We start from the raw sequence: 24,384 nt of genomic DNA on the forward strand, positions 1-24,384 counted from the left end.
TTCCACAGGGAAAGCCCCAAGGGCAGGGGCTTTGCCGGTCGAATGGGGCGATGTCCACAAGCAGCAACGGCTGAACACGGCCAGCGTGGCAGGAAGATGGCGGTTTTAGCAGGTCGCCTTGCCGCACGCCCTGACATTGGCGATCTTTTCGCGAAGGTCGTCCGCGCCCACCGCGCCGAAGATCATCTCCTGGCCGAGCACGTAGGACGGCGTGCCGGTGATGCCGAGCTCGTTGGCCAGCGAATAGGCTTCGCGCACCGCCTCGTCATGCGGCTTGTCGGCCATCGTCTTGCGGAGGTCAGCCTCGGCAAGGCCCATCGTCGCGGCAAGGGCGATCGCGCTTTCTTCCGTCGCGCGGCCCTCGTTGCCGAGCAGCGCGCGGTGGAACTCGCCGTACTTTTCAGGGGCGAGTTCCCGCACGGCTGCGCTCACCTTGTGGGCGGCGAGCGAATCGGGGCCGAGGATCGGCAGTTCCTTCAAAACGAAGCGGATGTTCTTGTCTTCCTTCAGCAGCGCATCCATGTCGGAGAGCGCGCGCTTGCAGTAGCCACAGTTGTAGTCGAAGAATTCGACGATCGTGACGTCGCCCTTCGGATTGCCGAGTGCGATGTCATAGGGCGAGGAGAAGATCGCCTTTTCGTTGTCGGTGATGGCGGACTGGGCTTTCGCCTGCTGCTGTTCTTCCTGCTTCTTCTGCAGGGCCTCCTGCACCTCGATAAGGATTTCCGGGTTCTCGACGAGGTATTCCTTGATGAATTCGCCGATTTCCTTCTTCTGCGCATCATCGAGGGCAAGGGCGGGCAGGGGGGCTGCGACCGAAAGGGCAAGTGCTACCGTGGCCGCGAGCTTCGTCTTGAATGTCATGTCTTTGCTGTCCTCGTCGTGATGCGCCGGAGAAGTGCCATTGGCGGCCCCTCAACGTCAATGCGGGTCGTGGCGCTTTCAACGACCTTATGGTCGGGCAGGCGCAAACGATAGGGTAAAAGCGGCGGATTTTCGGCCCTCGCGGGATTGTGAAGACGGGCATCTTGCGGCAGGAAGACGCGACCCGAAGAACCGGAAGGCAGTCCCATGAAACTCTCCCGCCGCGGCGCCGTCGAACCCTTTCACGCCATGGATGTGCTGGCTGAGGCGACGAAGCGTCGTGCGGCCGGCCGGCCGGTGATTTCCATGGCCGTCGGCCAGCCCGTGCATCCCGCACCGCAAGCGGCGCGAGACGCCGCCCGCCGGGCGCTCGAGATCGGCCGCATCGGCTATACGGATGCGCTCGGCCTCCTTTCGCTGCGCCGCGCCATATCCGATTTCTACAAGCGCCATCACGGCGTCTCCGTCGATCCGGGCCGGATCGCCATCACGACAGGCTCTTCGGCCGGCTTCAACCTCGCTTTTCTCGCGCTGTTCGATGCCGGCGACCGCGTTGCCATCGCGCGTCCCGGCTATCCGGCCTACCGCAATATCCTTGCGGCGCTCGGCATCGAGACGGTGGAAATCGAGGTGAATGCGGAAAACGGCTTCACGCTGACCCCGGCAGCGCTGGAGGCCGCCGTCGCTGCCCATGGCCGCATCGACGGCGTGCTGCTCGCCAGCCCCGCCAACCCGACGGGCACCGTGACCGGTCGCGCCAATCTTGCGGCGCTCTCCGCCTATTGCCGGGACAACGGCATCGCCTTCATCTCCGACGAGATCTACCACGGCCTCACCTTCGTCGGCGAAGAGGCGACGGCGCTGGAGTTCGGCGATGACGCGGTGATCATCAACTCCTTCTCGAAATACTATTGCATGACCGGCTGGCGCATCGGCTGGATGGTGCTGCCGGAGGCGCTGGTGCGCCCCGTCGAGCGCATCGCCCAGAGCCTCTACATTTCCGCGCCGGAGCTTTCGCAGATCGCGGCGGAAGCTGCGCTCGGGGCGGAGGCGGAACTCAACGTCTATCGCGACGCCTACAAAGCGAATCGCGACCTCCTGGTGAAGCGGCTGCCGGAACTTGGCTTTGCCATCGCCTCGCCGATGGACGGCGCCTTCTACGCCTATGTCGATGTCAGCCGATTCACCAATGACAGCATGGCCTTCGCTCGCCGCATGCTCGCGGAAACCGACGTCGCGGCGACGCCGGGTGCCGATTTCGATCCGCAGGACGGGCACCATACGATGCGCTTCTCCTATGCGGGCGCCTACGAGGAGATGAGCGAGGCGGTCGACCGCCTCGCGCGCTGGCTCGCCTGAAACGGGGAAAGCGGTACCGTTTCAGGCGCTTGTGGCGGGAAACGGATTCAATCCCGCAAGCCCCTGAATCGCCTTGTGAGCATCAGACCCGGTTGATCGACACACCGCCGTCGACGAGCATCGCCGTCCCGGTCGTGAAACTTGCGGCATCCGAGCACAGGAAGAGTGCGGCCTCGGCAATCTCCTCCGGCGCGGCGATGCGCTTGAAGGCATTGAGGCCGGCGATGAAGTCGCGCGCCTCCGGCGTGTTTGCCACCGCCCGCCCCATCGGCGTATCCGTCGCGCCCGGCAGTAGCGCGTTCACGCGAATACCTTTCGGCCCGTATTCCGAGGCGAGCACCTGCACGAGGCCGACGAGGCCGGATTTCGAGGCGGCATAGGCTGCGAGCCCCGGAAAGCCGGCCGTGTAGCCGACGAAGGTCGAGGTGAAGACGAGGCTGCCGCCGCCGCGTGCTTCCATGGCCGGCAGCTGGTGTTTGGCGGCGAGAAAGCCGCTGGTCAGGTTGATGGCGACGACGTCCTGCCATTCGGCCAGGGAAAGGGCGGTGAGGGGGCCGACCGGACCTGTTGTTCCGGCATTGTTGAAGGCGATGTCGAGGCCGCCGAATTCGGCCCGCGCCGCCTCGACCAGCGCCTGGTGGTGGGCCTCCTCGCTGACGTCGCCTGGCACCGCGACGGCGACGCCGCCTGTTCCACGGATCTCGTCGGCAAGCTCTTCGAGCTGCTCGCGCCTGCGGGCGGAGAGCACGAGCCGTGCGCCCTGGCGGGCGAAGAGAAGCGCGGCGGCGCGGCCGATGCCGGAACTGGCGCCGGTGACGATGGCGATCTTGTTGTCGAGACGGGGCATGAATTTCTCCCTTGCTGGTTTCCTGCGGCCCGGATGTCGCAGAAGGGAGCGACGGGAGCCACCCGAAACCCGCGCACGAAAAAGGCCCGGACAATGCCGGGCCCTTCTCAATTCCTGGATATTAGCGGCTTCTTAGAAGAAGCCGCGGCGCTGCCACCAGCCGCCCTTCTTGGGCTTTTCCGGTTCGTCGTCCGGCGCTGCTTCTTTCGTCGTCGAAGACTTCACCACCGGCTCGGAGGCAATCTTGGAGATGTCGCGGTTGGCGCGGCCGGGCTTGGCCGGTTCGTCGAGAGCGGCAGAGGCTGCTTCGACTTCCGGCTCGACCGGGGTTGCCTCTTCGGCGGCAGAAGCCGGCTGGGCCTCGATCTCGCTGCGGGCAGCTTCATCGGTGGCGACCTCTTCTACGGCCTTGGCACGGCTGCGGCGAGCGCGCTTCGGCTTGGCCGCCGGCTCTTCAGCCACCACTTCGACCGGCGCTTCCTCGGCCGCGACGATCACTTCGGCGACCTCTACCTCGACGGCGACGGCCTCTTCGGCGTCGTCCGCATCGCTATCGCCGTCCTCGGAGCCTTCGGCGCCAGCCTCGAGCGAGCCGTCCTCGGGACGGTTGCGGCGGCCGCCGCGCTTGCCGCGGCGGCGGCGCTTGCGGCGATCGGACGTGTCGTCAGCCTGCGCCTGGGGTGTGTCTTCCGCACCCTCGTCGCCATCGGCCTCGTCGTCATCGAGCGCGTCGTCATCACCGGCCTGTTCGCCACCGAAGGATGCGGTGTCCGTGCCGTCACCGTTTTCGCGGCGGCCACGACGACGGCGGCGGCGCTTGCGCTTGTTGCGGCCGTTCTCATCGGATGTCGCCGACGAGGACGAAGCCTGCGCGGCCGCGGCCGGACGCGCTTCTTCCTCGTCTTCGTCGATCTCGTCTTCGACTACGATGTCGTCATCTTCCGGTTCGGGTTCGAAGTGCAGAATCTGCTCGATCTTGACCGGGTTCTCGACGGGCTCGCCGCGGTCGATCGCAAAATGCTGCGCGCCGACATGGGCATCCGCCTCGATGATGATCTGGACGCCGAAGCGGGTCTCATAATCGATGATCGTGCCGCGCTTGTGGTTGAGCAGATAGAGCGCGATATCGGGCGTCGTGCGGACGACGATGTTGTGCGTCGTGTTCTTGAGCAGGTATTCCTCGATGCCGCGCAGGACATGCAGCGCCACCGACGACTGCGAGCGGATATGGCCCGTGCCGTTGCAATGCGGGCAGGTCTGCATGGTCGATTCGAGAACTGAAGCGCGGATGCGCTGGCGCGACATTTCCAAGAGGCCGAAATGCGAGATGCGGCCGACCTGGATGCGCGCGCGGTCGTTCTTGAGGTGGTCCTTGAGGCGCTTTTCGACCGACCGGTTGTTGCGCTTCTCCTCCATGTCGATGAAGTCGATGACGACGAGGCCGGCAAGGTCGCGCAGGCGAAGCTGGCGCGCCACTTCCTCGGCGGCTTCCAGGTTCGTCTGGAGCGCGGTCTCCTCGATCGAGTGTTCGCGCGTCGAGCGGCCGGAGTTGACGTCGATCGAGACGAGCGCCTCGGTCTGGTTGATGATGATGTAGCCGCCGGACTTCAGCGTTACCTGCGGCTGCAGCATGCGGTCGAGCTGGGCTTCGATACCCGAGCGCGAGAAGATCGGATGCACGTCGCGATAGGGCTGCACGACCTTGGCATGGCTCGGCATCAGCATCTTCATGAAGCCCTTGGCTTCACGGTAGCCTTCCTCGCCGGCGACGATGATCTCGCTGATGTCCTTGTTGTAGAGGTCGCGGATCGAGCGCTTGATCAGCGAGCCTTCCTCATAGACGAGGCAGGGCGCGGTGGAGGCGAGCGTCAGCGTGCGGACGTTCTCCCACAGGCGCATCAGGTATTCGAAGTCGCGCTTGACCTCGACGCGGGTGCGGTTTGCGCCGGCGGTGCGCAGAATGACGCCCATGCCCTGCGGAACCTCGAGGTCGCGGGCGATTTCCTTCAGGCGCTTGCGGTCCTGCAGGTTGGTGATCTTGCGCGAAATGCCGCCGCCGCGCGCCGTGTTCGGCATCAGCACGGAGTAGCGGCCGGCGAGCGACAGGTAGGTGGTCAGCGCCGCGCCCTTGTTGCCGCGCTCTTCCTTGGCAACCTGCACGAGCAGGATCTGGCGGCGCTTGATGACTTCCTGGATGCGGTACTGCTTGCGCGGCTTGCGCACGACGCGATCCGGAACCTCTTCCATCGCGTCTTCGGCGCCGACGGATTCGATGACTTCCTTTTCCTCGCCGTGATGATCGTCCTCGTCATCATCGTCATCGCGGCGACGGCGGCCGCGCGAGCGTTCGGCGGGCTCGGAAACCTCGTCGGTATCGACGGCCATGGCCATCGCGCCGCCGGGGGTCTCGTCGTCGCTGCTCTCGGCGGGGGCGGCGGCCTCTTCGGCGGCCGGTGCATCCTCGGCTTTCGCCTTGGGCTTGCGCGGGCGGCGCGGCTTCTTCGGCTTTTCGGCCGGTGCCTCTTCCGCAAGGGCGGCCGCGGCTTCGACGACTTCGGCCTCGACAACAGTCTCGGCGGTTTCTGCCTCGACGGGCGCAACGGCCTGCACTTCTTCTTCAACGGCGGCTGTTTCCGGCGTTGCCGCGTCTTCGGAGCGATCGCCCGCGGTCTCGACATGCTCGATGTCGTCGTCGCGGCGGTGCTCCTCGGCCTCGGCCCTCAGCAGGGCCTGTCGGTCGGCAAGCGGGATCTGGTAGTAATCCGGGTGGATTTCGGCGAAGGCCAGGAAGCCGTGGCGGTTGCCGCCGTAATCGACGAAGGCCGCCTGGAGCGACGGTTCGACGCGTGTGACCTTGGCAAGGTAGATATTGCCGCGGATCTGTTTCTTGTGTTCGGATTCGAAGTCGAATTCTTCTATGCGGTTTCCGCGCACGACAACGACGCGCGTCTCTTCAGAGTGAGACGCATCGATAAGCATTTTCTCTGCCATGTAGATTGAGCTCCTCGGCGCAGCCGCGATCCTGGCGGCGAACCGTTCCCATCTAGGGAGGTGCCGGGGGAGGAGGGGGATGCGCCGGATATGTAAGTTCTCGTCGGGCCCCGGTGCGGGGTTAGCGGACGGAGGGTGGCCGGTGCGCGAGCGCCCCGGTGCCTGTTACCCTCTGGTAGTATCCGCTGTGACAACATCAACGTCCAACGAGAATGCCTGTGCCATAGACCTGAGCGGTCCGATGAAATTGCCCTTGGGTAAGGGCGTTTGGTGGAAATCCACCTTGACTGTCCCGGCCACCGCCGGTTTACGCGATCTTATCGGCCGGGAAAAAGCGGTGCGACGGCGGATGAAGGCCCGGTTCGGCGCCAAGCCCCGAAGGAGTGGCTGCCTGCTCTAAGCGATTCTATCCCGTCTATTCTTTTTCCCTGATTTTGCTTTTATGGCGGATATGTCACAATGGCAAGGGAAAAGCCAAAAGCGTCATAATCTTGATCGATTTGCCCCTATGGCTGCGCAAGTGCTGCGGCAACGCCCCTTGGCAAGCTTTGGTTAACCATATGGGGGCATCTATGGACCTCGTCCTGTGCCGCATCGCGCGGTTTCCACGCGTTTGAACGGACTGCCAGTGGTGATGCTACGCCTTCTGACCGAAACCTTTTTCCGCGTTGCCGCCGGTGCGATCGTCGCCGTGCTCAGCCTGTCGCTCGTCACGCCCGCCCTTGCCGTTTCCGCCACGGCTGCACCGCTGCTCGCCTTTTCCGCGCGGATCGCCGGTGACGACGCCCGCACCCGTCTCATCATCGATTTCGACCGCAAGCCGGATTTCAAGGTCCATTACGTCGCCAATCCCTATCGCGTGCTGATCGACCTGCCGGAGACCGCTTTCGGCCTCAAGGCGGAGGAGCTGGAGGCGCGCGGCATCTTTTCCGACATCCGCTACGGCACGATGGCCGCCGGCCGTTCGCGCATCGTCCTGACGGCATCGCGTCCCGTCGGCGTCGTGCTGGCCGAGGTGCAGGAAGAGCAGGGGGCGGCGAGCTACCGGCTGGTCATCGACACGGCGATCGTCACCGACCAGGCCTTCCAGGCGCTCATGGAAAAGCAGAGCTGGCAGGAAGCTGCCGCCCCGGCCAGCGCCGAGCAGACGCCCGTCATGCTGCCCGGCAGCCGGGCGGACGGCCCCTTTGTCATCGCGGTCGATGCCGGGCATGGCGGCATCGACAACGGCGCACGCGGCGGCGTCACCAAGACCGAGGAAAAGCACGTCACGCTCGCCTTCGCCCGCCAGTTGACCGAGGCGCTGAACGCGCTGCCCGGCACGCGCGCCATCCTGACGCGCGACAAGGACGAGTTCCTCTCCCTGTCGCAGCGTGTACAGCTTGCCCGCAACGAGGGAGCGAACCTGCTGATCTCGATCCATGCCGACACGCTGAAACAGAAGGACATTCGCGGCGCGACGGTCTACACCATCTCCGACAAGGCCTCCGACAGTCTGGCCGCGAGCCTTGCCGAGCGTGAAAACCTGTCCGACCAGATCGCCGGCATCTCCTTCGTCGACGAACCGGCGGAAGTTGCCGATATCCTTTTGGACCTGACGCGCCGCGAGACGCAGGCCTTCTCGATCAATCTCGCCCAGAGCATCGTCAGCAATTTCAAGGATCAGGTGCTGCTGATCAACAATCCGCACCGCCATGCCGGCTTCCGCGTGCTGACCGCGCCGGACGTGCCCTCGATCCTGCTCGAACTCGGCTTCATGTCGAACAAGGACGACGAGAAACTGCTGGTCGATCCCGCATGGCAGAAGAAGGTCGCGGGCCTCGTCGCCAAGGCGGTGGAACAGTATCGCTCGACGGTCGTCGCCAACGGCGGCTGAGGTTTCTCGGTGCGCGGACGCGGAACGTGCTAGGCTCGCATGTGCCGGAAAAGTGACAGCAGCCGCCATTGTGCGGTGGCGAAGCCGGGATGCATGCTGTAAGCCCTATTTTCCTCACATTCCGCTCGCTAGACGGGATCGAGAAAATGGATGACTCGTCCTCGACGGGAGAGCGCAGCGGCCGGATGAGCCGGGGCGTGCAAGGCCGGGCAGCAGGTCTGCCTGATGACATGACAAGCATAAGGCATCGGTAACTGGCTCATGATCAGACTGATTGGATATTTCTTCGGGATTGGCGCCGTCTTTTTCCTCGGCGTGGCGGGCGCGGTTGCGCTCTATCTCGGAAGTGTCACCAAGGATCTTCCCGATTATGAGGTCTTGAACAGCTATGCGCCGCCGGTGACGACGCGCGTGCATGCCGGCAACGGCGCGCTGATGGCCGAATATGCCCGCGAGCGCCGCCTCTACCTGCCGATCCAGGCGATTCCCGACCGCGTGAAGGCCGCGTTCCTTTCGGCCGAAGACAAGAACTTCTACCAGCATCCCGGTGTCGACGTGACCGGCCTTTTCCGCGCCATCGTGGTCAACGTCCAGAACATGGGCTCCGGCCGCCGCCCGGTCGGCGCGTCGACCATCACCCAGCAGGTGGCGAAGAACTTCCTGCTCTCCTCGGACCAGACCATCGACCGCAAGGTCAAGGAAGCGATCCTCTCCTTCCGCATCGAGCAGGCCTATTCCAAGGACCGCATTCTCGAACTGTACCTCAACGAAATCTTCTTCGGCCTGAATTCCTACGGCATCGCCGGTGCGGCGCTGACCTATTTCGACAAATCCGTCACCGAGCTGACGATTGCCGAGACCGCCTATCTCGCCGCCCTGCCGAAGGGACCGTCGAACTACCATCCCTTCCGCCGTGCCGAGGCCGCCATCGAGCGCCGCAACTGGGTCATCGACCGCATGGTCGAGAACGGCTACGTCACCCAGAGCGACGGCGCAGAGGCAAAGGCCCAGCCGCTCGGCGTGACGCCGCGCCATCGCGGCTCCTATCTCTTTGCCTCGGAATTCTTCTCCGAAGAGGTTCGCCGGCAGATCATCGAACGTTACGGCGACAATGCGCTTTACGAAGGCGGCCTGTCCGTGCGCACCTCGCTCGACCCGCGCATCCAGGTCGCCGCCCGCAAGTCCTTGCAGAAGGGCCTGCTGAGCTATGACGAGCGTCGCGGGTTCCACGGGCCTATCAAGACCATCGAGATCGGTGGCGACTGGGGCGTGGAGCTGGCCAAGGTCGAAGCGCTCTCGGACGTGCCGGAATGGAAGCTCGCCGTTGTGCTCGCCGTCGATGACGGCGGCGCCGATATCGGCCTGCAGCCGAGCAAGGAGGCCTCTGGCAAGGTCGTCGAGGAGCGCGTGACCGGCCGTATCGAGGCGAAGGCCATGACCTGGGCCTATCGTTCGGCCAAGGGCGACCGTAAGACGGCAAAGTCGCCGGCCGGTGTCTTCACCGTCGGCGATGTCGTCTATGTCGAACCGCTGGAGGGCGGCACCTACCGTCTTCGCCAGCCGCCGAAAGTGCAGGGCGGCCTCGTCGCCATGGACCCGCATACCGGGCGCGTGCTCGCCATGGTCGGCGGCTTCTCCTACGGCCAGTCGGAATTCAACCGCGCCTCGCAGGCCATGCGCCAGCCGGGCTCGTCCTTCAAGCCCTTCGTCTACGCCGCCGCGCTCGACAACGGCTATACGCCGGCCTCCGTCATCATGGACGCGCCGATCGAGATCGTTGCCGGTGGCCAGGTCTGGCGTCCGCAGAACTACGGCGGCGGAGCGGCCGGCCCGTCGACGCTGCGCCTCGGCATTGAGCGCTCGCGCAACCTGATGACCGTGCGCCTTGCCAACGACATGGGCATGAACCTCGTCGCCGAATATGCCGAGCGCTTCGGCATCTACGACAAGATGTATCCGGTGCTCTCCATGTCGCTCGGCTCGGGTGAGACGACCGTGCTGCGCATGGTCTCGGCCTATTCGGTGCTTGCCAACGGCGGCAAGCAGATCAAGCCGTCGCTGATCGACCGTATTCAGGACCGTTACGGCAAGACGATCTTCCGCCACGAGGAGCGTACCTGCGAGAACTGCAATGCGACCGACTGGGAAAACCAGGAGGAGCCTGTTCTCGTCGACAACCGCGAGCAGGTGCTGGATCCGATGACGGCCTACCAGATCACCTCGATGATGGAAGGCGTCGTGACGCGCGGCACCGCGGCCGGCAAGATCAAGCTTGACCGCCCGACCGCCGGCAAGACCGGCACGACCAACGACGAGAAGGACGCCTGGTTCGTCGGCTACACGCCGGATCTCGTCGCCGGCCTCTATATCGGCTTCGACAACCCGGCCCCGCTTGGCCGCGGTGCGACCGGTGGCTCGCTTTCTGCGCCGATCTTCAACGAATTCATGCAGGCGGCGCTCGAAGGTACGCGCCCGACCAAGTTCATCGTGCCGGAAGGCATGCAGTTCATCGCCGTCAACCGCAAGACAGGCATGCAGGCCTCCGAGGGCGAGCCCGACACCATCATGGAAGCCTTCAAGCCCGGCACCGGCCCTGCAGATGTCTTCTCGGTCATCGGCGGCGAGGAATTTGCCAGCCCCGAGGAAATCCTCAAAAGTTCGCCGCAGGCCAATCAGGCGGTGACGGGCGGCAGCGGCGGCCTGTTCTGATCACGGGATGAGAGCGAGCGAGGGCGGGCGCGGGGCTTTACATCCGCGCCCGCCCTCTCTATTTCACGGCCACCGAAATAGCATTGAAGAAGAAGGCGGTTATGCGCGCGGAAATCGAGAACGTCGTCGACGAAATCAAGCAGGCCATAAGCCTGCTGAGGAGGCATCTTTGACTGGGATCAGGCGGTAAGACGACTGGACTGGTTGAACAACAAGGCAGAGGACCCGAACCTCTGGAACGATGCCCAGGAAGCCCAGAAGCTGATGCGCGAGCGCCAGCAGCTGGACGAGGGTATCAATGGCGTCAAGGCCATCGAGCAGCAGCTCAAGGACAATATCGAACTCATCGAGCTTGGTGAGGAAGAGGGCGATGCTGCGATCGTCAAGGAAGCCGAGGACGCCCTGAAGGCTGTCCGCACCGAGGCCACGCGCAAGCAGGTCGAGGCGATGCTGTCAGGCGAAGCCGACGGCAACGATACCTATCTCGAAGTACACTCCGGCGCCGGCGGTACGGAAAGCCAGGACTGGGCCAACATGCTTCTGCGCATGTACACCCGCTGGGCCGAGCGCTCGGGCTACAAGGTGGAACTCCTGGAAGTCCATGACGGCGAAGAAGCGGGCATCAAGTCCGCGACGATGCTCGTCAAGGGCCACAATGCCTATGGCTGGCTGAAGACCGAATCGGGCGTGCACCGCCTGGTCCGTATCTCGCCCTATGACAGCAACGCGCGCCGCCACACCTCGTTCTCGTCCATCTGGGTCTATCCGGTGATCGACGATTCGATCACCATCGACATCAACGAGAGTGATTGCCGCATCGACACCTACCGCTCGTCGGGCGCTGGCGGCCAGCACGTCAACACGACGGATTCGGCGGTGCGCATCACGCACATCCCGACCGGCATCGTGGTTGCCTGCCAGCAGGAACGCTCGCAGCACAAGAACCGTGCCAAGGCCTGGGACATGCTGCGCGCCCGTCTCTACGAGGCGGAGCTGAAGAAGCGCGAGGAAGCTGCCAACGCCGAAGCCGCATCCAAGTCGGATATCGGCTGGGGCCACCAGATCCGCTCCTACGTCCTCCAGCCCTACCAGCTGGTCAAGGACCTGCGCACCGGCGTTGAAAGCACCGCTCCCTCGGATGTGCTCGACGGCGAGCTCAACGAATTCATGGAAGCCGCACTCGCCCACCGTGTCAACGGTGGCGCCGATTCGGTGGTGGATGACTTGAACTAATTCTCATTCAAAGACGAAATGGAAACGGGCGCCGCGGCGCCCGTTTTTCGTTCATCTACCCACAACCTCTCCTCGTCGCACTCGGCGCAAGCTCGAGGATGACGAGGAGAGGGGACAGGGCAGCCGTTCTCAATTGGTCGCACGCTCGATCTTGATCTCGCCGAGATCGTCGATCAGGACCGTCCAGCTCTCGGGTTCCGCCGCCTTCGGATCGGTCTTCAGATAGACGGTCGCGAACAGCCCCGGCTGCGTGGTGATCCCCGACGAGTTTTCCGGTCGGATGTCGGTGACATAGGGTTTCATCGCCGAGAACTCCTCCAGCACGGTGGAGGAGGCGATCTTCGGGCCGTTGGCGGTCGCCTCGATCTGCTGGAGATGGACCTGTGCCGTGCCATCCGGCTGGCGCACTGCGATCAGCTTGTAGTAGCCGCGGCGCAGGGCGGCAGGCGCCTTCGCTTCGGCCGTCTCAGGCTTTGCCGCGGCCGCATCCTCCGCGCCATCCTCTGCCTGCTCTTCCCAGAAACCGGTGCTGACGACGAAGGTGATGGTTTCCGCCACCGGTGGTTCCTGGCCAAGGGCAGGGGATCCGGCGAGGAGAAGCAAGGCGAGGGCGGTGGCAAGTGCGTGCCGCGTCATGGCGAAACTCCTGTCCCTGGTCTGGTGAACCTTGTCAGTAGTCGAACTGTTCGGCGAGAATCCGGTCGGACCAGGAATGATCGGGATCGGAGAGGATGCGGGCCGAAAGCCCGGCCGATTCGGCGATGCGTACCGACGTGACGGATTTGACCTCGGTATTGTCGGCGACCGCGTTGACCGGACGCTTCTCCGCTTCCAGGACCTCGATCTCCACTTTCACCTTGTTCGGCAGCAGCGCACCGCGCCAGCGCCGTGGCCGGAAGGCGCTGACCGGTGTCAGCGCCAGCAGCGGTGCCTCCAGCGGCAGGATCGGCCCATGGGCGGAGAGGTTGTAGGCCGTCGAGCCGGCAGGCGTGGCAAGCAGGAGCCCGTCGCAAATCAGTTCCTCCAGCCGCACGCGCCCGTCGATGCTGACCCTCAGCTTCGCCGCCTGGTAGGATTGGCGAAAGAGATAGACCTCGTTGATGGCAAGCGCCCGGCGCTCCTGGCCGCTCGCATCGCTGGTGACCATTTCCAGCGGCCGGAAAGCGTTCTCTACCGCGCCCTCGACACGATCGGGCAGGTCCGCCGGATCGTAGCGGTTCATCAGGAAACCGATGGAGCCGCGGTTCATGCCGTAGACGCGCTTGCCCGAATTCATCGTGGTGTGCAGCGTCTGCAGCATGAAACCGTCACCGCCGAGCGCGACGATGACGTCGGCCTCTTCCGGATCGGCATTGCCGTAGATCGAAATCAGTTCGTTGCGCGCGTCCTGCGCTTCGGCTGCCTGCGAGGCGACGAAGGAGAGGGAATTGAAATTACGCGCCATGCCACCGATCCGCATCCTCGAAGCAAGCCCTGCTGTGTGCTGCACACAGGGCCGGTCTTTGTCGCATGCCTTTACGGCACGCGCATCTGAAAAATATGACAGAACGTCGTGAGGGCGGAAGCGCTCAGGCCTTCGCCGCTCCCGCCCGCTCTTCCAGCTTTTTCAGCACGGCCTGCCCGTTGGCCGCCGCTTCCATCGGATTGCCGAACGGCCCCTTCACCGGATAGGTGACGCCGCGAAAGGTGAGGGCGTAGAAGTACTTCCCGTCGATCCGCTTTTCGACCACCACCTTCGAAATCGGTCCCTTGTCTTCCGCCACCTTCGTTCCTCCACCATGGGTCTCGCAGGGCAGCCGATGCCGGCCGCCGCCGCAAAACGGGAATGCGGGCGCCCGAGGCGCCCGTCGATCAATCGCCTATAGGCCAGTCCATGCTGGACGGCAATGTGGAAGGTGGCGGAGCGAAGCGTGCGCCGCTGGAATCACAAAAGCGGAGGGCAGGCTGCGAGAACGACATGCGGAAAGTCGCAAAAGGGCGCGGAGAATTTGAGGGCTGCGTTGAACGACGAGCAACCAACCGGTCCGGTTAGCGCAAGAAAACGCTATTCTTTCGTCATGTCTGCGCTTTTGGAAAAATGGTGCCCCCACCAGGACTCGAACCCGGGACCCCCTGATTACAAATCAGGTGCTCTACCAACTGAGCTATAAGGGCACTCAGCGAGGGAGTTAGCATATTCTCCGCCGCTGTAAAGGGAAAAGGCGGCTTCAGATCGACCAGTTGCTGTCGAGGGCGGTTCTGGGGATGATTTCCTGGCAGCGCACCATCGAGCGGGGCAGGTTTTCGGCGAGGTGATCGATGAGGGCGCGCACGGCCGGCAGCATGCCGTGGCGCGAGGTGAAAACGGCGTGCACGGTCGATTCTGCGCTGGTCCATTCCGGCAGGACCGGTGTCAGGAAGCCGCTGCGGAAGCCGCGTTCGACGATCATGTCGGGCAAGAGGGCAAGGCCGATGCCTTCGATCGTCGCCCGCTCCAGCACGCTGAAATCCGAGCAGAGCAGCACGGGGGAATGGGAGACGTCGTGGACCTCGCCGTTCTCGTGAAAGAGTGTCCAGATCGCCCGCGGGCTGTTTTCCTGCATGGAGAGCGTGGGTACGCGGCCGATCGTCTCGAGATCGACCGGGCCGTGCTGCTCCAGAAAGCGCGGGCTTGCAGCAAGATAGCGCCGCGTGCCGGCAAAGCGGCGCACGATCAGCGACTGGTCCGTGTCGTAGCCGTCGCGCACGCGCAGGGCGATATCGATGCGCTCCTCGATGAGATCGACCGCGCGGCCGGTGGTGAGGATGGAGAGGCGGACGCCGGGATAGCGCTTCATGAAACCCGGCAGCACGTCGGCCACCATGGGGGCAAAACCCGGCGGCATCGACAGGCGCACGGTGCCTGCCGGTTCCGCCTTGGCGACTGCGATCACGGCCTCGGCCGCCTCCACGCCGGAGAGCACGGCCTCGCAGCGCTCATAGAAGGACTGGCCGATATCGGTGATGGCGAGCTTGCGGGTGGAGCGCTCGATGAGGCGCACGCCGAGCTGTTCCTCCAGCGCCGCAATGCGCTTGCTGATCTTGGACTTGGGTACGGACAGGGCGTTCGCCGCGGCGGTAAAGCCCTTGTGGCGCACCACGGCGGCGTAGAGCGCGAGATCGTTCAGGTCCTGCATGGGCGTCTCCAGGCGATTTTGCGAATTATTGTTTCCTCAGTGAAACAGTCAATTGGATTTTTGCTGTCTAATCGCGTGATTGTTTTCGGAACATATGTATCGCACCCAAACCGCAACCAAGGTGCTGATCCATGAACATCCTCCATATCGATTCCGGCATTCTCGGCGATCATTCCGTCTCCCGCCGCCTGACGGCCGCCGTTGCCGCCCAGATCAAGGCCGAACAGCCTGCCGCCACCATCACCTACCGCGATCTCGTCGCCAATCCGCTGCCGCACCTGTCCGGTGCGCATCTGATGGCCGCCAATGCCAAGCCGGAAGAGCTCGACGCACAGATCGCCGCCGACGTCGCCGAAAGCAAGATCGTGCTCGACGAGTTCCTCGCGGCCGACACGGTCATTCTCGGCGTGCCCATGTACAACTTCTCCCTGCCCAGCCAGCTGAAGGCCTGGATCGACCGCGTTGCCGTCGCCGGCAAGACCTTCCGCTACACGGCCGAGGGGCCGGAAGGCCTCGCCAAGGGCAAGAAGGTCATCATCGTCTCCACCCGCGGCGGCCACTACTCCGCCGGTCCGGCCGCCGCCATGGACCACCAGGAAAGCTACCTGAAGGTCGTGCTCGGCTTCTTCGGCATCACGGATGTCGAGGTGGTGCGTGCCGAAGGCCTGAACCTCAGCCCCGATTCGAAGATCGAGGCGATTTCCGAAGCCGAGCGCACCATCAACGGTCGCGGCGTGCTGAAGCTTGCCAGCTAGGCGCTGCCCTCCGAAACGCAAAAGGCCCGCCGGTGAAAGCCGGCGGGCCTTTTCGTTTGTCAGCGGCCGGTTCAGCCCAGAAGGTGCCGCTGTGTGGCGTAAAGCGCGATCGCCGCGGCGTTCGAGACGTTGAGCGACTTGATTGCGCCGGGCATATCGAGCCGGGCGAGCGCCTTGCAGGTGGCGCGCGTCTTCTGCCGCAGGCCCTTGCCCTCCGCGCCCATGACGAGGGCGATGCGATCGCCCGAAAGCGTGCCCTCCAGCGGTTCCGGGCCTTCCGAATCGAGGCCGATCGTCAGGAAACCGAGCTTGTGCAGCTCGTCCAGCGCGTCGGCGAGGTTGGTGATCTGGATATAGGGAATGAGCTCCAGCGCGCCCGAGGCCGTCTTGGCGAGCACGCCCGATTCGGTCGGCGAGTGGCGCTGCGTCGTGATGACCGCGCCGGCATTGAAGGCGACGGCCGAACGCATGATGGCGCCGACATTGTGCGGGTCCGTCACCTGGTCGAGCACCAGCAGCAGCGGACTGTCCTTCAGCGCTTCCAGCCGCCGGACGGGCAGGGGGCGCGTCTCCAGCATGACGCCCTGATGGATCGCATCGGGGCCGAGCACCTTGTCGAGGTCGGACGGCAGCACGGTTTCGACCGGATAGGGCAGGGTGGAGATATCGGGCAGCTCCAGCCGCTGGGCGGCGTTCTGGCTCACCGAAAGCTTGATGATCTTCCGTTCCGGATTGTCCAGCGCGGCGCGCACCGTGTGCAGGCCGTAGAGGTAGACCTGGTCGGGTGAAGCCGCCGGGGCCTTCCAGCCCTCCGCCGGCTTGCGACGACGGTCGTCCCGGGGTGTCGGAATCTCGCCGCGCTCGCGCCGCTGGTCGCGATGCGCCCGGCGCAATTTGGCATAGTGGGTGTCTTTTGCGGATTTGCCGCCGGTATCGTCTTTGCTCATGCGGCCTTATAGACCAAGTCGCAGCGAAGTGTGCAGCGGTTTTGCACAAGGGACGGGCGAAAAACAGAAAAACATCGGCCGGAGGGCGGGATGCTCCGCTTCCGGCGGAGTGCCGGCGGCTTGCGAACCGTGCCGGCCCACCGCCGATTGGGGACGATGACGTTTTTCGCAATTTTTTCCGTGGCCTCGTGTTGACAGGACGATTTGTGCCCGTCATATACGCCGCCAGATCGAAGGCGCCGCCCACAAGGCACTGCCCGCCGGTCGACACTGGTCGCTTGATCCCGACGGAATATGGAGGGATGCCCGAGTGGTTAAAGGGGACGGACTGTAAATCCGTTGGCTCAGCCTACGTTGGTTCAAATCCAACTCCCTCCACCATTGCGTTGCACGGATCAAGACCCCCGCGGGTATAGCTCAATGGTAGAGCAGCAGCCTTCCAAGCTGAATACGCGGGTTCGATTCCCGCTACCCGCTCCAAAAAATCCATTACTTTACGGGTTTGCGCAGGTCATCTCTTTTGGTTGGCCGACAAGGCCGATTCGCTCTAGCCGCGTTCCAGATAGATCTGGCAGTTCTGCCGGTTGGCTTTCCCGGTGATCGTATTGCCGTCGATTTTGACCACGTAGTCGTAGGTATCCGGTCGCGCGGTAACGATGGCATAGGTGTTTGGAGTATCCTCCGCCGCCATCGGGCTGATCTGAGCCTCGTCGGTTCCTCTCGCTGCACCGCTATAGGCCCATTTCCCCTTGCCGACCCGGCCGAACTGTTCGTCGACGGAGAAGGTGATTGTGAACTGCCGCCGCCCGCAGGCGACGTTGCCCAGCCACATGCCGATGAGATCGGTTTTGCCGGCCGGTGCCCCCTCTTGCGGTGCCGCGTCGCGCAGGTTCGAAATTTCGGTCTCGAGCTCGCGAATGATGGCGCGCAACCGGTCGATTTCCTGCTGGTCATCGTCGTGACCCGTCCGTGGACCGCTTGGACCGCTTGCATCGAAATCCTGCGTGGAAGCCGGCATCGGTGCTATCCCGACAAGCAGAAGCGCGATGAGGCAGAGAGGCGGGGAGGATGCTCGTTTCAAGGTGGAACACACGCGGATTCGCACGGAGATCCTCCAAGTTAAAGTCGTGGCTTTTCTTTTTTCTCAGGTGCCCTGCTTCTAGAGAAACCAGTCGGCGCTCACGTCGGTCATGTCGGTGCCGCGGAGCGTGATAGTGCCGCCGCCGGAAAGGTTCAGCACAGCGAAGCCGCTCTTGTCTTCGGTGGCGGTGAAGGTTTGCCCGCGCAGATCGATGAGGTCGGTCCCATCCTTGAAGTCGCGGATCGTGTCGTCGCCCTCCGCCTTGCCGAACACGAAGGTGTCGATACCCGTACCACCGGCAAGGGCATCGTCGCCCTGGCCGCCTCTGAGGGCGTCCTTTCCGCTTCCACCCGACAATGTATCCGCTCCTCTGTCGCCGAAGAGCTTGTCGTCCCCGGCGTCGCCGGAGACGGTGTCGTTGCCTGCGCCGCCCTCGACCTTGTCCGCGTCTGCACCGCCGGCCAGTTTGTCGTTTCCGGCGTCGCCCTTGATCTTGTCTTCGCCCTTGCCGCCCTTGATGCTGTCGTTGCCGGCCTCCCCACGCAAGGTATCCGCGCCGCTGCCGCCATCGATGCTGTCGTTTCCTTTTCGGCCTTTCACGACGTCGTCACCGCCAAGGGCGCGGATAATGTCGTCATTGTCGCCGCCGTTCAGCTTGTCCGCACGGTCCGTGCCTTGAATATTCCTGCCCTTCGCCCAGGCAAGGTCCATGGCCTCGCTCCACATCATCGCCATCGTCTCCTCTCGGTGGTTGAGAATGAGCCGCTGAATCTAGAGCACGCGTCCTGGGGGAACGCAGTCAAGCAAAGGGAGTGGCGGCGGCATCCGTTCGGCGTAGGAGCGGCGCGGAGATGCTTGGGAAACGGGATTGTTTGGGTGAAATCCCGCTGTAAGAGGCAAGGCATCGCCCAGGTTGGGGCTGAGGAGCAATGCGGGAGCGAAGCGAACGTGCTTCCCTTCGAGTGGTCAACGCATGCAGCTCCCCTAAGGCCCTGCCTTGAAAAAGCGATTCCGCGTCATGATCTAAGGGCTATCCGGCTTCCCCCAGCCCGTTTCCGGCGGATTTTCCCGTGCATTTAGCGCTTGCGCATTCGTTGCGAAAGCCTTAAACGCCTGCCAAACCGGACGGGCCGGTTAGCCCAACTTTCGTTCAGTAGGAATAAAAACATGGCAAAAGGTAAGTTTGAGCGCAACAAGCCTCACGTAAACATCGGCACGATCGGCCACGTTGACCATGGCAAGACGTCGCTGACGGCAGCGATCACGAAGTATTTCGGCGAGTTCAAGGCGTATGACCAGATCGACGCCGCACCGGAAGAAAAGGCCCGTGGCATCACCATCTCGACGGCGCACGTCGAGTATGAGACGCCGAACCGTCACTACGCGCACGTCGACTGCCCCGGCCACGCCGACTACGTCAAGAACATGATCACCGGTGCTGCCCAGATGGACGGCGCAATCCTGGTCTGCTCTGCCGCTGACGGCCCGATGCCGCAGACCCGCGAGCACATCCTGCTCGCCCGCCAGGTCGGCGTTCCCGCGATCGTGGTGTTCCTGAACAAGGTCGACCAGGTCGACGACGCCGAGCTTCTGGAACTCGTCGAACTGGAAGTTCGCGAACTTCTGTCGTCCTACGACTTCCCGGGCGACGACATTCCGATCGTCAAGGGTTCGGCTCTGGCCGCTCTCGAAGATTCGGACAAGAAGATCGGTGAAGACGCGATCCGCGAGCTGATGGCTCAGGTCGACGCCTACATCCCGACGCCGGAGCGTCCGATCGACCAGCCGTTCCTGATGCCGATCGAAGACGTGTTCTCGATCTCGGGCCGTGGTACGGTTGTGACGGGTCGCGTCGAGCGCGGTATCGTCAAGGTCGGTGAAGAAATCGAAATCGTCGGCATCCGCCCGACGACGAAGACGACCTGCACGGGCGTTGAAATGTTCCGCAAGCTGCTCGACCAGGGCCAGGCCGGCGACAACATCGGCGCGCTTCTGCGCGGCGTCACGCGTGACGGCGTCGAGCGTGGCCAGATCCTGTGCAAGCCGGGTTCGGTCAAGCCGCACAAGAAGTTCATGGCAGAAGCCTACATCCTGACGAAGGAAGAAGGCGGCCGTCATACGCCGTTCTTCACGAACTACCGTCCGCAGTTCTACTTCCGCACGACGGACGTGACCGGTATCGTTTCGCTGCCGGAAGGCACGGAAATGGTCATGCCGGGCGACAACGTCACGGTTGAAGTCGAGCTGATCGTTCCGATCGCGATGGAAGAAAAGCTGCGCTTCGCAATCCGCGAAGGCGGTCGTACCGTCGGCGCCGGCATCGTTGCCTCGATCGTCGAGTAAGCTTCGGGTCTCAGACCTGGTGAGAGCCCCGCGGGAAACCGCGGGGCTTTTTGTTTGTGTCGTATGAGTGGGCGGATTTGCCCCTCACCCTAACCCTCTCCCCGCAGGCGGGGAGAGGGGACACGGCCCGCGAACGCTCGCTGGTTGGGGGGAGCCGGCGCGGCCTGTGTCCTTCGCCCCGTTTGCGGGAAGAAGGTGGCCGGCAGGCCGGATGACGGGCCTGTACTCCTCTCGCCGGGATAAGCACTGATTTGTTGTAAAAAATGCATTTTTCGGGCTTGCCAAGTCGGCCCCCGCGCCGTAAAGACGCCATGCCTTGCCGGTAACGGGCGGTTCGCTTCGGATGCGGCAGGCGTATAGGGGTATAGCTCAGTTGGTAGAGCGGCGGTCTCCAAAACCGCAGGTCGGGGGTTCGAGCCCCTCTGCCCCTGCCATTCTCGCCGGACAGCGCGGACGACTTGCAGCGACGGGGACGGATGGCGTGACGGTGTTTTCCGTCATAATTCGTTAAAAGTCCGGTTGCCTCTTGTTAAAAAGAGAATCGGGCTTTATGTAGGGCAAAACAGACACGCGGTGCGTGGGGCTGATAGTTCAGCTTTACGTGCCGTAATGGCGTGGACATTCAATGGCATCGAAAACGAATCCGATTGCGTTTCTGCAGCAGGTACGCTCCGAGACGGCGAAAGTGACTTGGCCCTCGCGGCGCGAGACGATGATCTCGACCGTCATGGTTTTTGTCATGGTCTTCCTGGCTGCAGTGTTCTTCTTCGCTGCGGACCAGCTGATGGGCTGGCTGATTGGCCTCGTCCTCAGCGCCAGCGCCTGATTGGTTGGAGATGAACATGGCTTCCCGTTGGTACATCGTCCACGCCTATTCGAATTTCGAGAAGAAGGTCGCTGAGGACATCGAGAACAAGGCGCGTCAGAAGGGCCTTGATCATCTGTTCGAAAAGATTCTCGTGCCGACCGAAAAGGTCGTCGAGGTGCGTCGCGGCCGCAAGGTCGATGCCGAACGCAAGTTCTTCCCCGGCTACGTGCTGGTGCGGGCGAACCTGACGGACGAAGCGTATCACCTCATCAAGAATACGCCGAAGGTCACGGGTTTCCTCGGTTCCGACAACAAGCCGGTTCCGATCCCGGACAGTGAGGCCGAGCGCATCCTGTCGCAGGTCCAAGACGGTGTGGATCGTCCCAAGCCTTCGGTCTCGTTCGAGATCGGCGAGCAGGTCCGCGTTTCCGACGGCCCGTTCGCCTCGTTCAACGGCACCGTGCAGGATGTCGACGAGGAGCGGTCGCGCCTCAAGGTGGAAGTGTCGATCTTCGGCCGCGCCACCCCGGTCGAGCTGGAATACGCCCAGGTCGAGAAAATCTGATTTTGGCGGGCGCTTCCGGGCGCCGCCCATTTGAAATCCAATTCTCTCACGAGGATTGGTGGCGGAAGTTTCCGCCAACCGCGTGGAAGGGAAGGCGGCCTTTAGCCGGGCGCCCGGACCGCACCACGCAACCGCAGCCGCCGATCTTGCGATCGGCATCACGGGCCGGGCAACCGGCCGCATTCTGAAAGGCAGAGAAAATGGCTAAGAAAGTTGCAGGCCAGCTCAAGCTTCAGGTCAAGGCAGGATCGGCAAACCCGTCCCCGCCGATCGGCCCGGCGCTTGGTCAGCGTGGTATTAACATCATGGAATTCTGCAAGTCGTTCAACGCAGCGACGCAGGAAATGGAAAAGGGTATGCCGATCCCGGTCGTCATCACCTATTACCAGGACAAGTCCTTCACGTTCGTGATGAAGCAGCCGCCGGTGACCTACTTCCTCAAGAAGGAAGCCAAGATCACCTCGGGCTCGAAGACCCCGGGCAAGGGCGCGACGGTCGGCAAGCTCACCAAGGCTCAGATCAAGTCGATCGCTGAAGCCAAGATGAAGGATCTCAACGCCGCCGATATCGAAGGCGCGATGGCAATGGTCGAGGGTTCTGCCCGCGCCATGGGCCTGGAAGTGGTAGGTTAAGACCATGGCCAAGATTGCAAAGCGTCTCCAGAAGATCCGTGAAGGCATCGACCCGACCAAGCTCGTCGCCCTCTCCGACGCCATCGCTCTCGTCAAGGAGCGTGCCGTTGCCAAGTTCGACGAAACCATCGAAGTCGCCATGAACCTCGGCGTCGACCCGCGTCACGCAGACCAGATGGTCCGCGGCGTGGTCAACCTGCCGAACGGCACGGGCCGTGACGTTCGCGTTGCCGTCTTCGCACGTGGCGCCAAGGCTGACGAAGCCAAGGCTGCCGGTGCAGACATCGTCGGCGCCGAAGACCTCGTCGAAATCGTCCAGGGCGGCAAGATCGAATTCGATCGCTGCATCGCGACCCCGGACATGATGCCGCTCGTCGGCCGCCTCGGTAAGGTTCTCGGCCCGCGCGGCATGATGCCGAACCCGAAGGTCGGCACCGTCACCATGGACGTTGCAGGCGCCGTCAAGGCATCCAAGGGCGGTGCAGTCGAGTTCCGCGTCGAGAAGGCTGGTATCATCCATGCCGGTATCGGCAAGGCCTCCTTCGACGCCAAGGCTCTTGAAGAAAACATCAAGGCTTTCGCCGACGCGGTCATCAAGGCCAAGCCGACGGGTGCCAAGGGCAACTACGTCAAGCGCGTCGCCATCTCTTCGACGATGGGCCCGGGCGTCAAGATCGACCCGTCGACGGTTGCCTGATCTGGGCGTTTAATTCACGGCTCGGCTCAGGCCGAACCGCAACAGAATTCCCGGCCTTGTCTGGCCGGGGATTTCCGGGGCAACCCGGAACTCCTGTCCGAGATTGCAGGTGGTTATCCCTTAATCACTTTAGCCTGCATGAGACGGGGTGAGACCTGGATTTCTTCCGCGTCGGATGACGCCGAAATTCGGTTCGAACCTACCTTACCTTGTGTCGCGGCCATCCGGTCGAGCGCGGGGGGACAGGATCCTCGAGCGTCGCTCGGGATCCCTTTTGAAGCGGATCCCTGGCGGCAAAGGTAAACCCGGCAGGTCCCGTGAGAAGTCACGGTCCTGTCAACTGGAGATAGGCACAGTGGAAAGAGCGGAAAAACGCGAATTCGTCACGGAGCTGAACGAAGTCTTCAAGGCTTCCGGTTCGGTTGTCGTGGCCCGCTACGCCGGTATCACCGTCGCACAGATGAACGATCTTCGTACGAAGATGCGTGCGGCCGGTGGCACCGTCAAGGTCGCGAAGAACCGCCTGGCCAAAATTGCCCTTCAGGGTACGGAGTCGGAAGGGATGTCTGATCTCTTCCAGGGTCAGACGCTCATTGCTTACGCAAATGATCCGATGATTGCTCCCAAGGTAGCCATGGATTTCGCCAAGACCAACGACAAGCTCGTTGTTCTCGGTGGCGCCATGGGTGCGACCACGCTCGACGCTGAAGCAGTCAAGTCGCTTGCGACCCTGCCTTCGCTCGACGAGCTTCGTGCAAAGCTGCTGGGTCTCATTGCAGCCCCGGCCACGCGCGTCGCTACGGTCGTTGCAGCACCGGCAAGCCAGCTTGCCCGCGTGTTCGCAGCCTACGCCAAGAAGGACGAAGCCGCTTGAGGCGGTTTTTCGCTGTAATCAAACAATACCAGTTCGAACCGAATATAAGGAACTATCACAATGGCTGATCTCGCAAAGATCGTTGAAGACCTCTCTGCTCTGACCGTTCTGGAAGCTGCTGAGCTTTCCAAGCTGCTCGAAGAGAAGTGGGGCGTTTCGGCTGCTGCTCCCGTAGCAGTTGCTGCTGCTGGCGGCGCTGCTGCTGCTGGCCCGGTCGAAGAAGAAAAGACCGAATTCGACGTTATCCTGGTTGACGCTGGCGCCAACAAGATCAACGTCATCAAGGAAGTCCGCGCCATCACCGGCCTCGGCCTCAAGGAAGCCAAGGACCTCGTCGAAGGCGCTCCGAAGCCGGTCAAGGAAGCCGTCTCCAAGGGCGAAGCTGCCGACCTCAAGAAGAAGCTTGAGGAAGCCGGCGCCAAGGTCGACGTCAAGTAATACCGGAATGCGATGGGAGAGGGTTTCGACCCTCTCCCATTGATGATTCCCCTGAACTGATTACCCAAAAGCCGCGAAAACCGGCTTTTGGGTAATGGGTTCTTCAAGAGGATGGTCTTCCACCGAGCGACTGGCAATCCGGCCCGTCAACCGGCAGTGAGACGAGATTGAACCAACCCATTGGTCGACGGGATCGACTGGCCAGCGAAC

22 protein-coding genes and 4 tRNA genes are annotated in these 24,384 nt (G+C 63.1%); 15 read left to right on the forward strand and 11 right to left on the reverse strand.

What is annotated here, in order from left to right:
* Window positions 1-105 precede the first annotated feature (105 nt).
* A complete protein-coding gene (locus tag AKG11_RS04440; RefSeq protein ID WP_050743069.1) occupies window positions 106-864 on the reverse strand; it encodes a DsbA family protein in 759 nt (252 codons plus the stop codon).
* Between the two features lie 207 nt (window positions 865-1,071).
* Between AKG11_RS04440 and AKG11_RS04445 the strand changes: the two genes are divergently transcribed.
* Window positions 1,072-2,223, forward strand: coding sequence for a pyridoxal phosphate-dependent aminotransferase (locus AKG11_RS04445; protein WP_050743070.1), 1,152 nt, complete (start codon window positions 1,072-1,074; stop codon window positions 2,221-2,223).
* An 82-nt stretch (window positions 2,224-2,305) separates the two neighbouring features.
* Here the strand turns inward: AKG11_RS04445 and AKG11_RS04450 are convergent, their stop codons facing one another.
* The gene (locus AKG11_RS04450; RefSeq protein WP_050743071.1) at window positions 2,306-3,070 is read right to left on the reverse strand and encodes an SDR family oxidoreductase; all 765 of its coding nucleotides are present in this window, start codon (window positions 3,068-3,070) and stop codon (window positions 2,306-2,308) included.
* A 132-nt stretch (window positions 3,071-3,202) separates the two neighbouring features.
* Entirely contained in the window at window positions 3,203-6,061 is a 2,859-nt protein-coding gene (locus AKG11_RS04455; RefSeq protein WP_050743072.1) for an Rne/Rng family ribonuclease, read from the reverse strand.
* A 634-nt stretch (window positions 6,062-6,695) separates the two neighbouring features.
* Here AKG11_RS04455 and AKG11_RS04460 point away from each other — a divergent pair.
* The 3 genes from AKG11_RS04460 (at window position 6,696) to prfB (ending at window position 11,879) form a co-directional block, all read left to right on the forward strand.
* A complete protein-coding gene (locus AKG11_RS04460; protein ID WP_023514331.1) occupies window positions 6,696-7,937 on the forward strand; it encodes an N-acetylmuramoyl-L-alanine amidase in 1,242 nt (413 codons plus the stop codon).
* 261 nt (window positions 7,938-8,198) lie between these two features.
* Complete coding sequence (locus AKG11_RS04465; protein ID WP_050743073.1) at window positions 8,199-10,646, forward strand: penicillin-binding protein 1A; 2,448 nt, start codon at window positions 8,199-8,201, stop codon at window positions 10,644-10,646.
* 101 nt (window positions 10,647-10,747) lie between these two features.
* A protein-coding gene (gene prfB / locus AKG11_RS04475; protein WP_165909300.1) for a peptide chain release factor 2 occupies window positions 10,748-11,879 on the forward strand; the annotation gives its coding sequence in 2 pieces (ribosomal slippage) (window positions 10,748-10,816 and window positions 10,818-11,879; 1,131 coding nt in all).
* 129 nt (window positions 11,880-12,008) lie between these two features.
* On the opposite strand, the gene AKG11_RS04480 is transcribed toward prfB, so the two are convergent.
* The 5 genes from AKG11_RS04480 to AKG11_RS04500 form a co-directional block, all read right to left on the reverse strand.
* Window positions 12,009-12,515, reverse strand: coding sequence for a hypothetical protein (locus AKG11_RS04480; RefSeq protein WP_023514328.1), 507 nt, complete (start codon window positions 12,513-12,515; stop codon window positions 12,009-12,011).
* Window positions 12,516-12,549: 34 nt separating this feature from the next.
* Window positions 12,550-13,323, reverse strand: a complete 774-nt coding sequence (locus AKG11_RS04485; protein ID WP_050743166.1) for an NAD kinase — start codon at window positions 13,321-13,323, stop codon at window positions 12,550-12,552.
* 124 nt (window positions 13,324-13,447) lie between these two features.
* Complete coding sequence (locus tag AKG11_RS04490) at window positions 13,448-13,642, reverse strand: hypothetical protein (RefSeq protein WP_023514326.1); 195 nt, start codon at window positions 13,640-13,642, stop codon at window positions 13,448-13,450.
* A 315-nt stretch (window positions 13,643-13,957) separates the two neighbouring features.
* Window positions 13,958-14,033, reverse strand: a tRNA-Thr gene (locus tag AKG11_RS04495).
* Between the two features lie 53 nt (window positions 14,034-14,086).
* Window positions 14,087-15,034: a LysR family transcriptional regulator gene (locus tag AKG11_RS04500; RefSeq protein ID WP_023514325.1), complete on the reverse strand. Its 948-nt coding sequence runs from the start codon at window positions 15,032-15,034 to the stop codon at window positions 14,087-14,089.
* A gap of 131 nt (window positions 15,035-15,165) precedes the next feature.
* Between AKG11_RS04500 and AKG11_RS04505 the strand changes: the two genes are divergently transcribed.
* Window positions 15,166-15,789 (forward strand): FMN-dependent NADH-azoreductase, encoded by a 624-nt coding sequence (locus AKG11_RS04505; RefSeq protein WP_023514324.1) that lies wholly within the window; start codon window positions 15,166-15,168, stop codon window positions 15,787-15,789.
* Window positions 15,790-15,860: 71 nt separating this feature from the next.
* Here the strand turns inward: AKG11_RS04505 and rlmB are convergent, their stop codons facing one another.
* A complete protein-coding gene (rlmB, locus tag AKG11_RS04510) occupies window positions 15,861-16,736 on the reverse strand; it encodes a 23S rRNA (guanosine(2251)-2'-O)-methyltransferase RlmB (RefSeq protein WP_050743074.1) in 876 nt (291 codons plus the stop codon).
* A gap of 296 nt (window positions 16,737-17,032) precedes the next feature.
* On the opposite strand from rlmB, the gene AKG11_RS04515 reads away from it, so the two are divergent.
* Both AKG11_RS04515 and AKG11_RS04520 read left to right on the forward strand, forming a co-directional pair.
* Window positions 17,033-17,117: transfer RNA gene (locus tag AKG11_RS04515), tRNA-Tyr, on the forward strand.
* Between the two features lie 25 nt (window positions 17,118-17,142).
* Window positions 17,143-17,216: transfer RNA gene (locus tag AKG11_RS04520), tRNA-Gly, on the forward strand.
* A gap of 67 nt (window positions 17,217-17,283) precedes the next feature.
* On the opposite strand, the gene AKG11_RS04525 is transcribed toward AKG11_RS04520, so the two are convergent.
* Together AKG11_RS04525 and AKG11_RS04530 are read right to left on the reverse strand one after the other, a co-directional pair.
* A complete protein-coding gene (locus AKG11_RS04525; RefSeq protein WP_050743075.1) occupies window positions 17,284-17,754 on the reverse strand; it encodes a hypothetical protein in 471 nt (156 codons plus the stop codon).
* A 141-nt stretch (window positions 17,755-17,895) separates the two neighbouring features.
* On the reverse strand, window positions 17,896-18,552 hold the full coding sequence (locus AKG11_RS04530; protein ID WP_050743076.1) for a calcium-binding protein: 657 nt from the start codon (window positions 18,550-18,552) through the stop codon (window positions 17,896-17,898).
* A gap of 432 nt (window positions 18,553-18,984) precedes the next feature.
* On the opposite strand from AKG11_RS04530, the gene tuf reads away from it, so the two are divergent.
* From tuf to rplL, 8 genes are all read left to right on the forward strand, one after another.
* Window positions 18,985-20,160 carry an elongation factor Tu gene (gene tuf, locus AKG11_RS04535; RefSeq protein WP_024270433.1) on the forward strand — a complete coding sequence of 392 codons (1,176 nt, stop codon included), beginning with the start codon at window positions 18,985-18,987 and terminating at the stop codon, window positions 20,158-20,160.
* 358 nt (window positions 20,161-20,518) lie between these two features.
* A tRNA-Trp gene (locus tag AKG11_RS04540) sits at window positions 20,519-20,594 on the forward strand.
* 191 nt (window positions 20,595-20,785) lie between these two features.
* Window positions 20,786-20,986: a preprotein translocase subunit SecE gene (gene secE, locus AKG11_RS04545; RefSeq protein WP_024270434.1), complete on the forward strand. Its 201-nt coding sequence runs from the start codon at window positions 20,786-20,788 to the stop codon at window positions 20,984-20,986.
* Between the two features lie 16 nt (window positions 20,987-21,002).
* On the forward strand, window positions 21,003-21,533 hold the full coding sequence (gene nusG, locus AKG11_RS04550) for a transcription termination/antitermination protein NusG (RefSeq protein ID WP_023517310.1): 531 nt from the start codon (window positions 21,003-21,005) through the stop codon (window positions 21,531-21,533).
* 200 nt (window positions 21,534-21,733) lie between these two features.
* Entirely contained in the window at window positions 21,734-22,165 is a 432-nt protein-coding gene (rplK, locus tag AKG11_RS04555; protein WP_023517311.1) for a 50S ribosomal protein L11, read from the forward strand.
* Between the two features lie 4 nt (window positions 22,166-22,169).
* Window positions 22,170-22,862 (forward strand): 50S ribosomal protein L1, encoded by a 693-nt coding sequence (rplA, locus tag AKG11_RS04560; RefSeq protein ID WP_023517312.1) that lies wholly within the window; start codon window positions 22,170-22,172, stop codon window positions 22,860-22,862.
* Window positions 22,863-23,217: 355 nt separating this feature from the next.
* Complete coding sequence (rplJ, locus tag AKG11_RS04565; RefSeq protein ID WP_024270435.1) at window positions 23,218-23,736, forward strand: 50S ribosomal protein L10; 519 nt, start codon at window positions 23,218-23,220, stop codon at window positions 23,734-23,736.
* Between the two features lie 60 nt (window positions 23,737-23,796).
* Complete coding sequence (gene rplL, locus AKG11_RS04570; RefSeq protein WP_023515199.1) at window positions 23,797-24,174, forward strand: 50S ribosomal protein L7/L12; 378 nt, start codon at window positions 23,797-23,799, stop codon at window positions 24,172-24,174.
* Window positions 24,175-24,384: the final 210 nt, after the last annotated feature.

The organism is Shinella sp. SUS2, assembly GCF_001262505.1.
In the GTDB taxonomy this organism is placed as follows: Bacteria; Pseudomonadota; Alphaproteobacteria; order Rhizobiales; family Rhizobiaceae; genus Shinella.

Excerpts from the sequence above, each read along its gene's own strand:
- tuf (WP_024270433.1), top strand. The coding sequence starts at position 18,985 with ATGGCAAAAGGTAAGTTTGAGCGCAACAAGCCTCACGTAAACATCGGC.
- AKG11_RS04460 (WP_023514331.1), top strand. The coding sequence starts at position 6,696 with ATGCTACGCCTTCTGACCGAAACCTTTTTCCGCGTTGCCGCCGGTGCG.
- AKG11_RS04505 (WP_023514324.1), top strand. The coding sequence starts at position 15,166 with ATGAACATCCTCCATATCGATTCCGGCATTCTCGGCGATCATTCCGTC.
- nusG (WP_023517310.1), top strand. The coding sequence starts at position 21,003 with ATGGCTTCCCGTTGGTACATCGTCCACGCCTATTCGAATTTCGAGAAG.
- AKG11_RS04530 (WP_050743076.1), bottom strand. The coding sequence starts at position 18,552 with ATGGCGATGATGTGGAGCGAGGCCATGGACCTTGCCTGGGCGAAGGGC.
- AKG11_RS04525 (WP_050743075.1), bottom strand. The coding sequence starts at position 17,754 with ATGCCGGCTTCCACGCAGGATTTCGATGCAAGCGGTCCAAGCGGTCCA.
- AKG11_RS04455 (WP_050743072.1), bottom strand. The coding sequence starts at position 6,061 with ATGGCAGAGAAAATGCTTATCGATGCGTCTCACTCTGAAGAGACGCGC.
- rlmB (WP_050743074.1), bottom strand. The coding sequence starts at position 16,736 with ATGAGCAAAGACGATACCGGCGGCAAATCCGCAAAAGACACCCACTAT.
- rplL (WP_023515199.1), top strand. The coding sequence starts at position 23,797 with ATGGCTGATCTCGCAAAGATCGTTGAAGACCTCTCTGCTCTGACCGTT.
- rplK (WP_023517311.1), top strand. The coding sequence starts at position 21,734 with ATGGCTAAGAAAGTTGCAGGCCAGCTCAAGCTTCAGGTCAAGGCAGGA.
- AKG11_RS04480 (WP_023514328.1), bottom strand. The coding sequence starts at position 12,515 with ATGACGCGGCACGCACTTGCCACCGCCCTCGCCTTGCTTCTCCTCGCC.
- AKG11_RS04445 (WP_050743070.1), top strand. The coding sequence starts at position 1,072 with ATGAAACTCTCCCGCCGCGGCGCCGTCGAACCCTTTCACGCCATGGAT.
- AKG11_RS04440 (WP_050743069.1), bottom strand. The coding sequence starts at position 864 with ATGACATTCAAGACGAAGCTCGCGGCCACGGTAGCACTTGCCCTTTCG.
- AKG11_RS04485 (WP_050743166.1), bottom strand. The coding sequence starts at position 13,323 with ATGGCGCGTAATTTCAATTCCCTCTCCTTCGTCGCCTCGCAGGCAGCC.
- rplA (WP_023517312.1), top strand. The coding sequence starts at position 22,170 with ATGGCCAAGATTGCAAAGCGTCTCCAGAAGATCCGTGAAGGCATCGAC.
- AKG11_RS04500 (WP_023514325.1), bottom strand. The coding sequence starts at position 15,034 with ATGCAGGACCTGAACGATCTCGCGCTCTACGCCGCCGTGGTGCGCCAC.
- secE (WP_024270434.1), top strand. The coding sequence starts at position 20,786 with ATGGCATCGAAAACGAATCCGATTGCGTTTCTGCAGCAGGTACGCTCC.
- AKG11_RS04465 (WP_050743073.1), top strand. The coding sequence starts at position 8,199 with ATGATCAGACTGATTGGATATTTCTTCGGGATTGGCGCCGTCTTTTTC.
- AKG11_RS04450 (WP_050743071.1), bottom strand. The coding sequence starts at position 3,070 with ATGCCCCGTCTCGACAACAAGATCGCCATCGTCACCGGCGCCAGTTCC.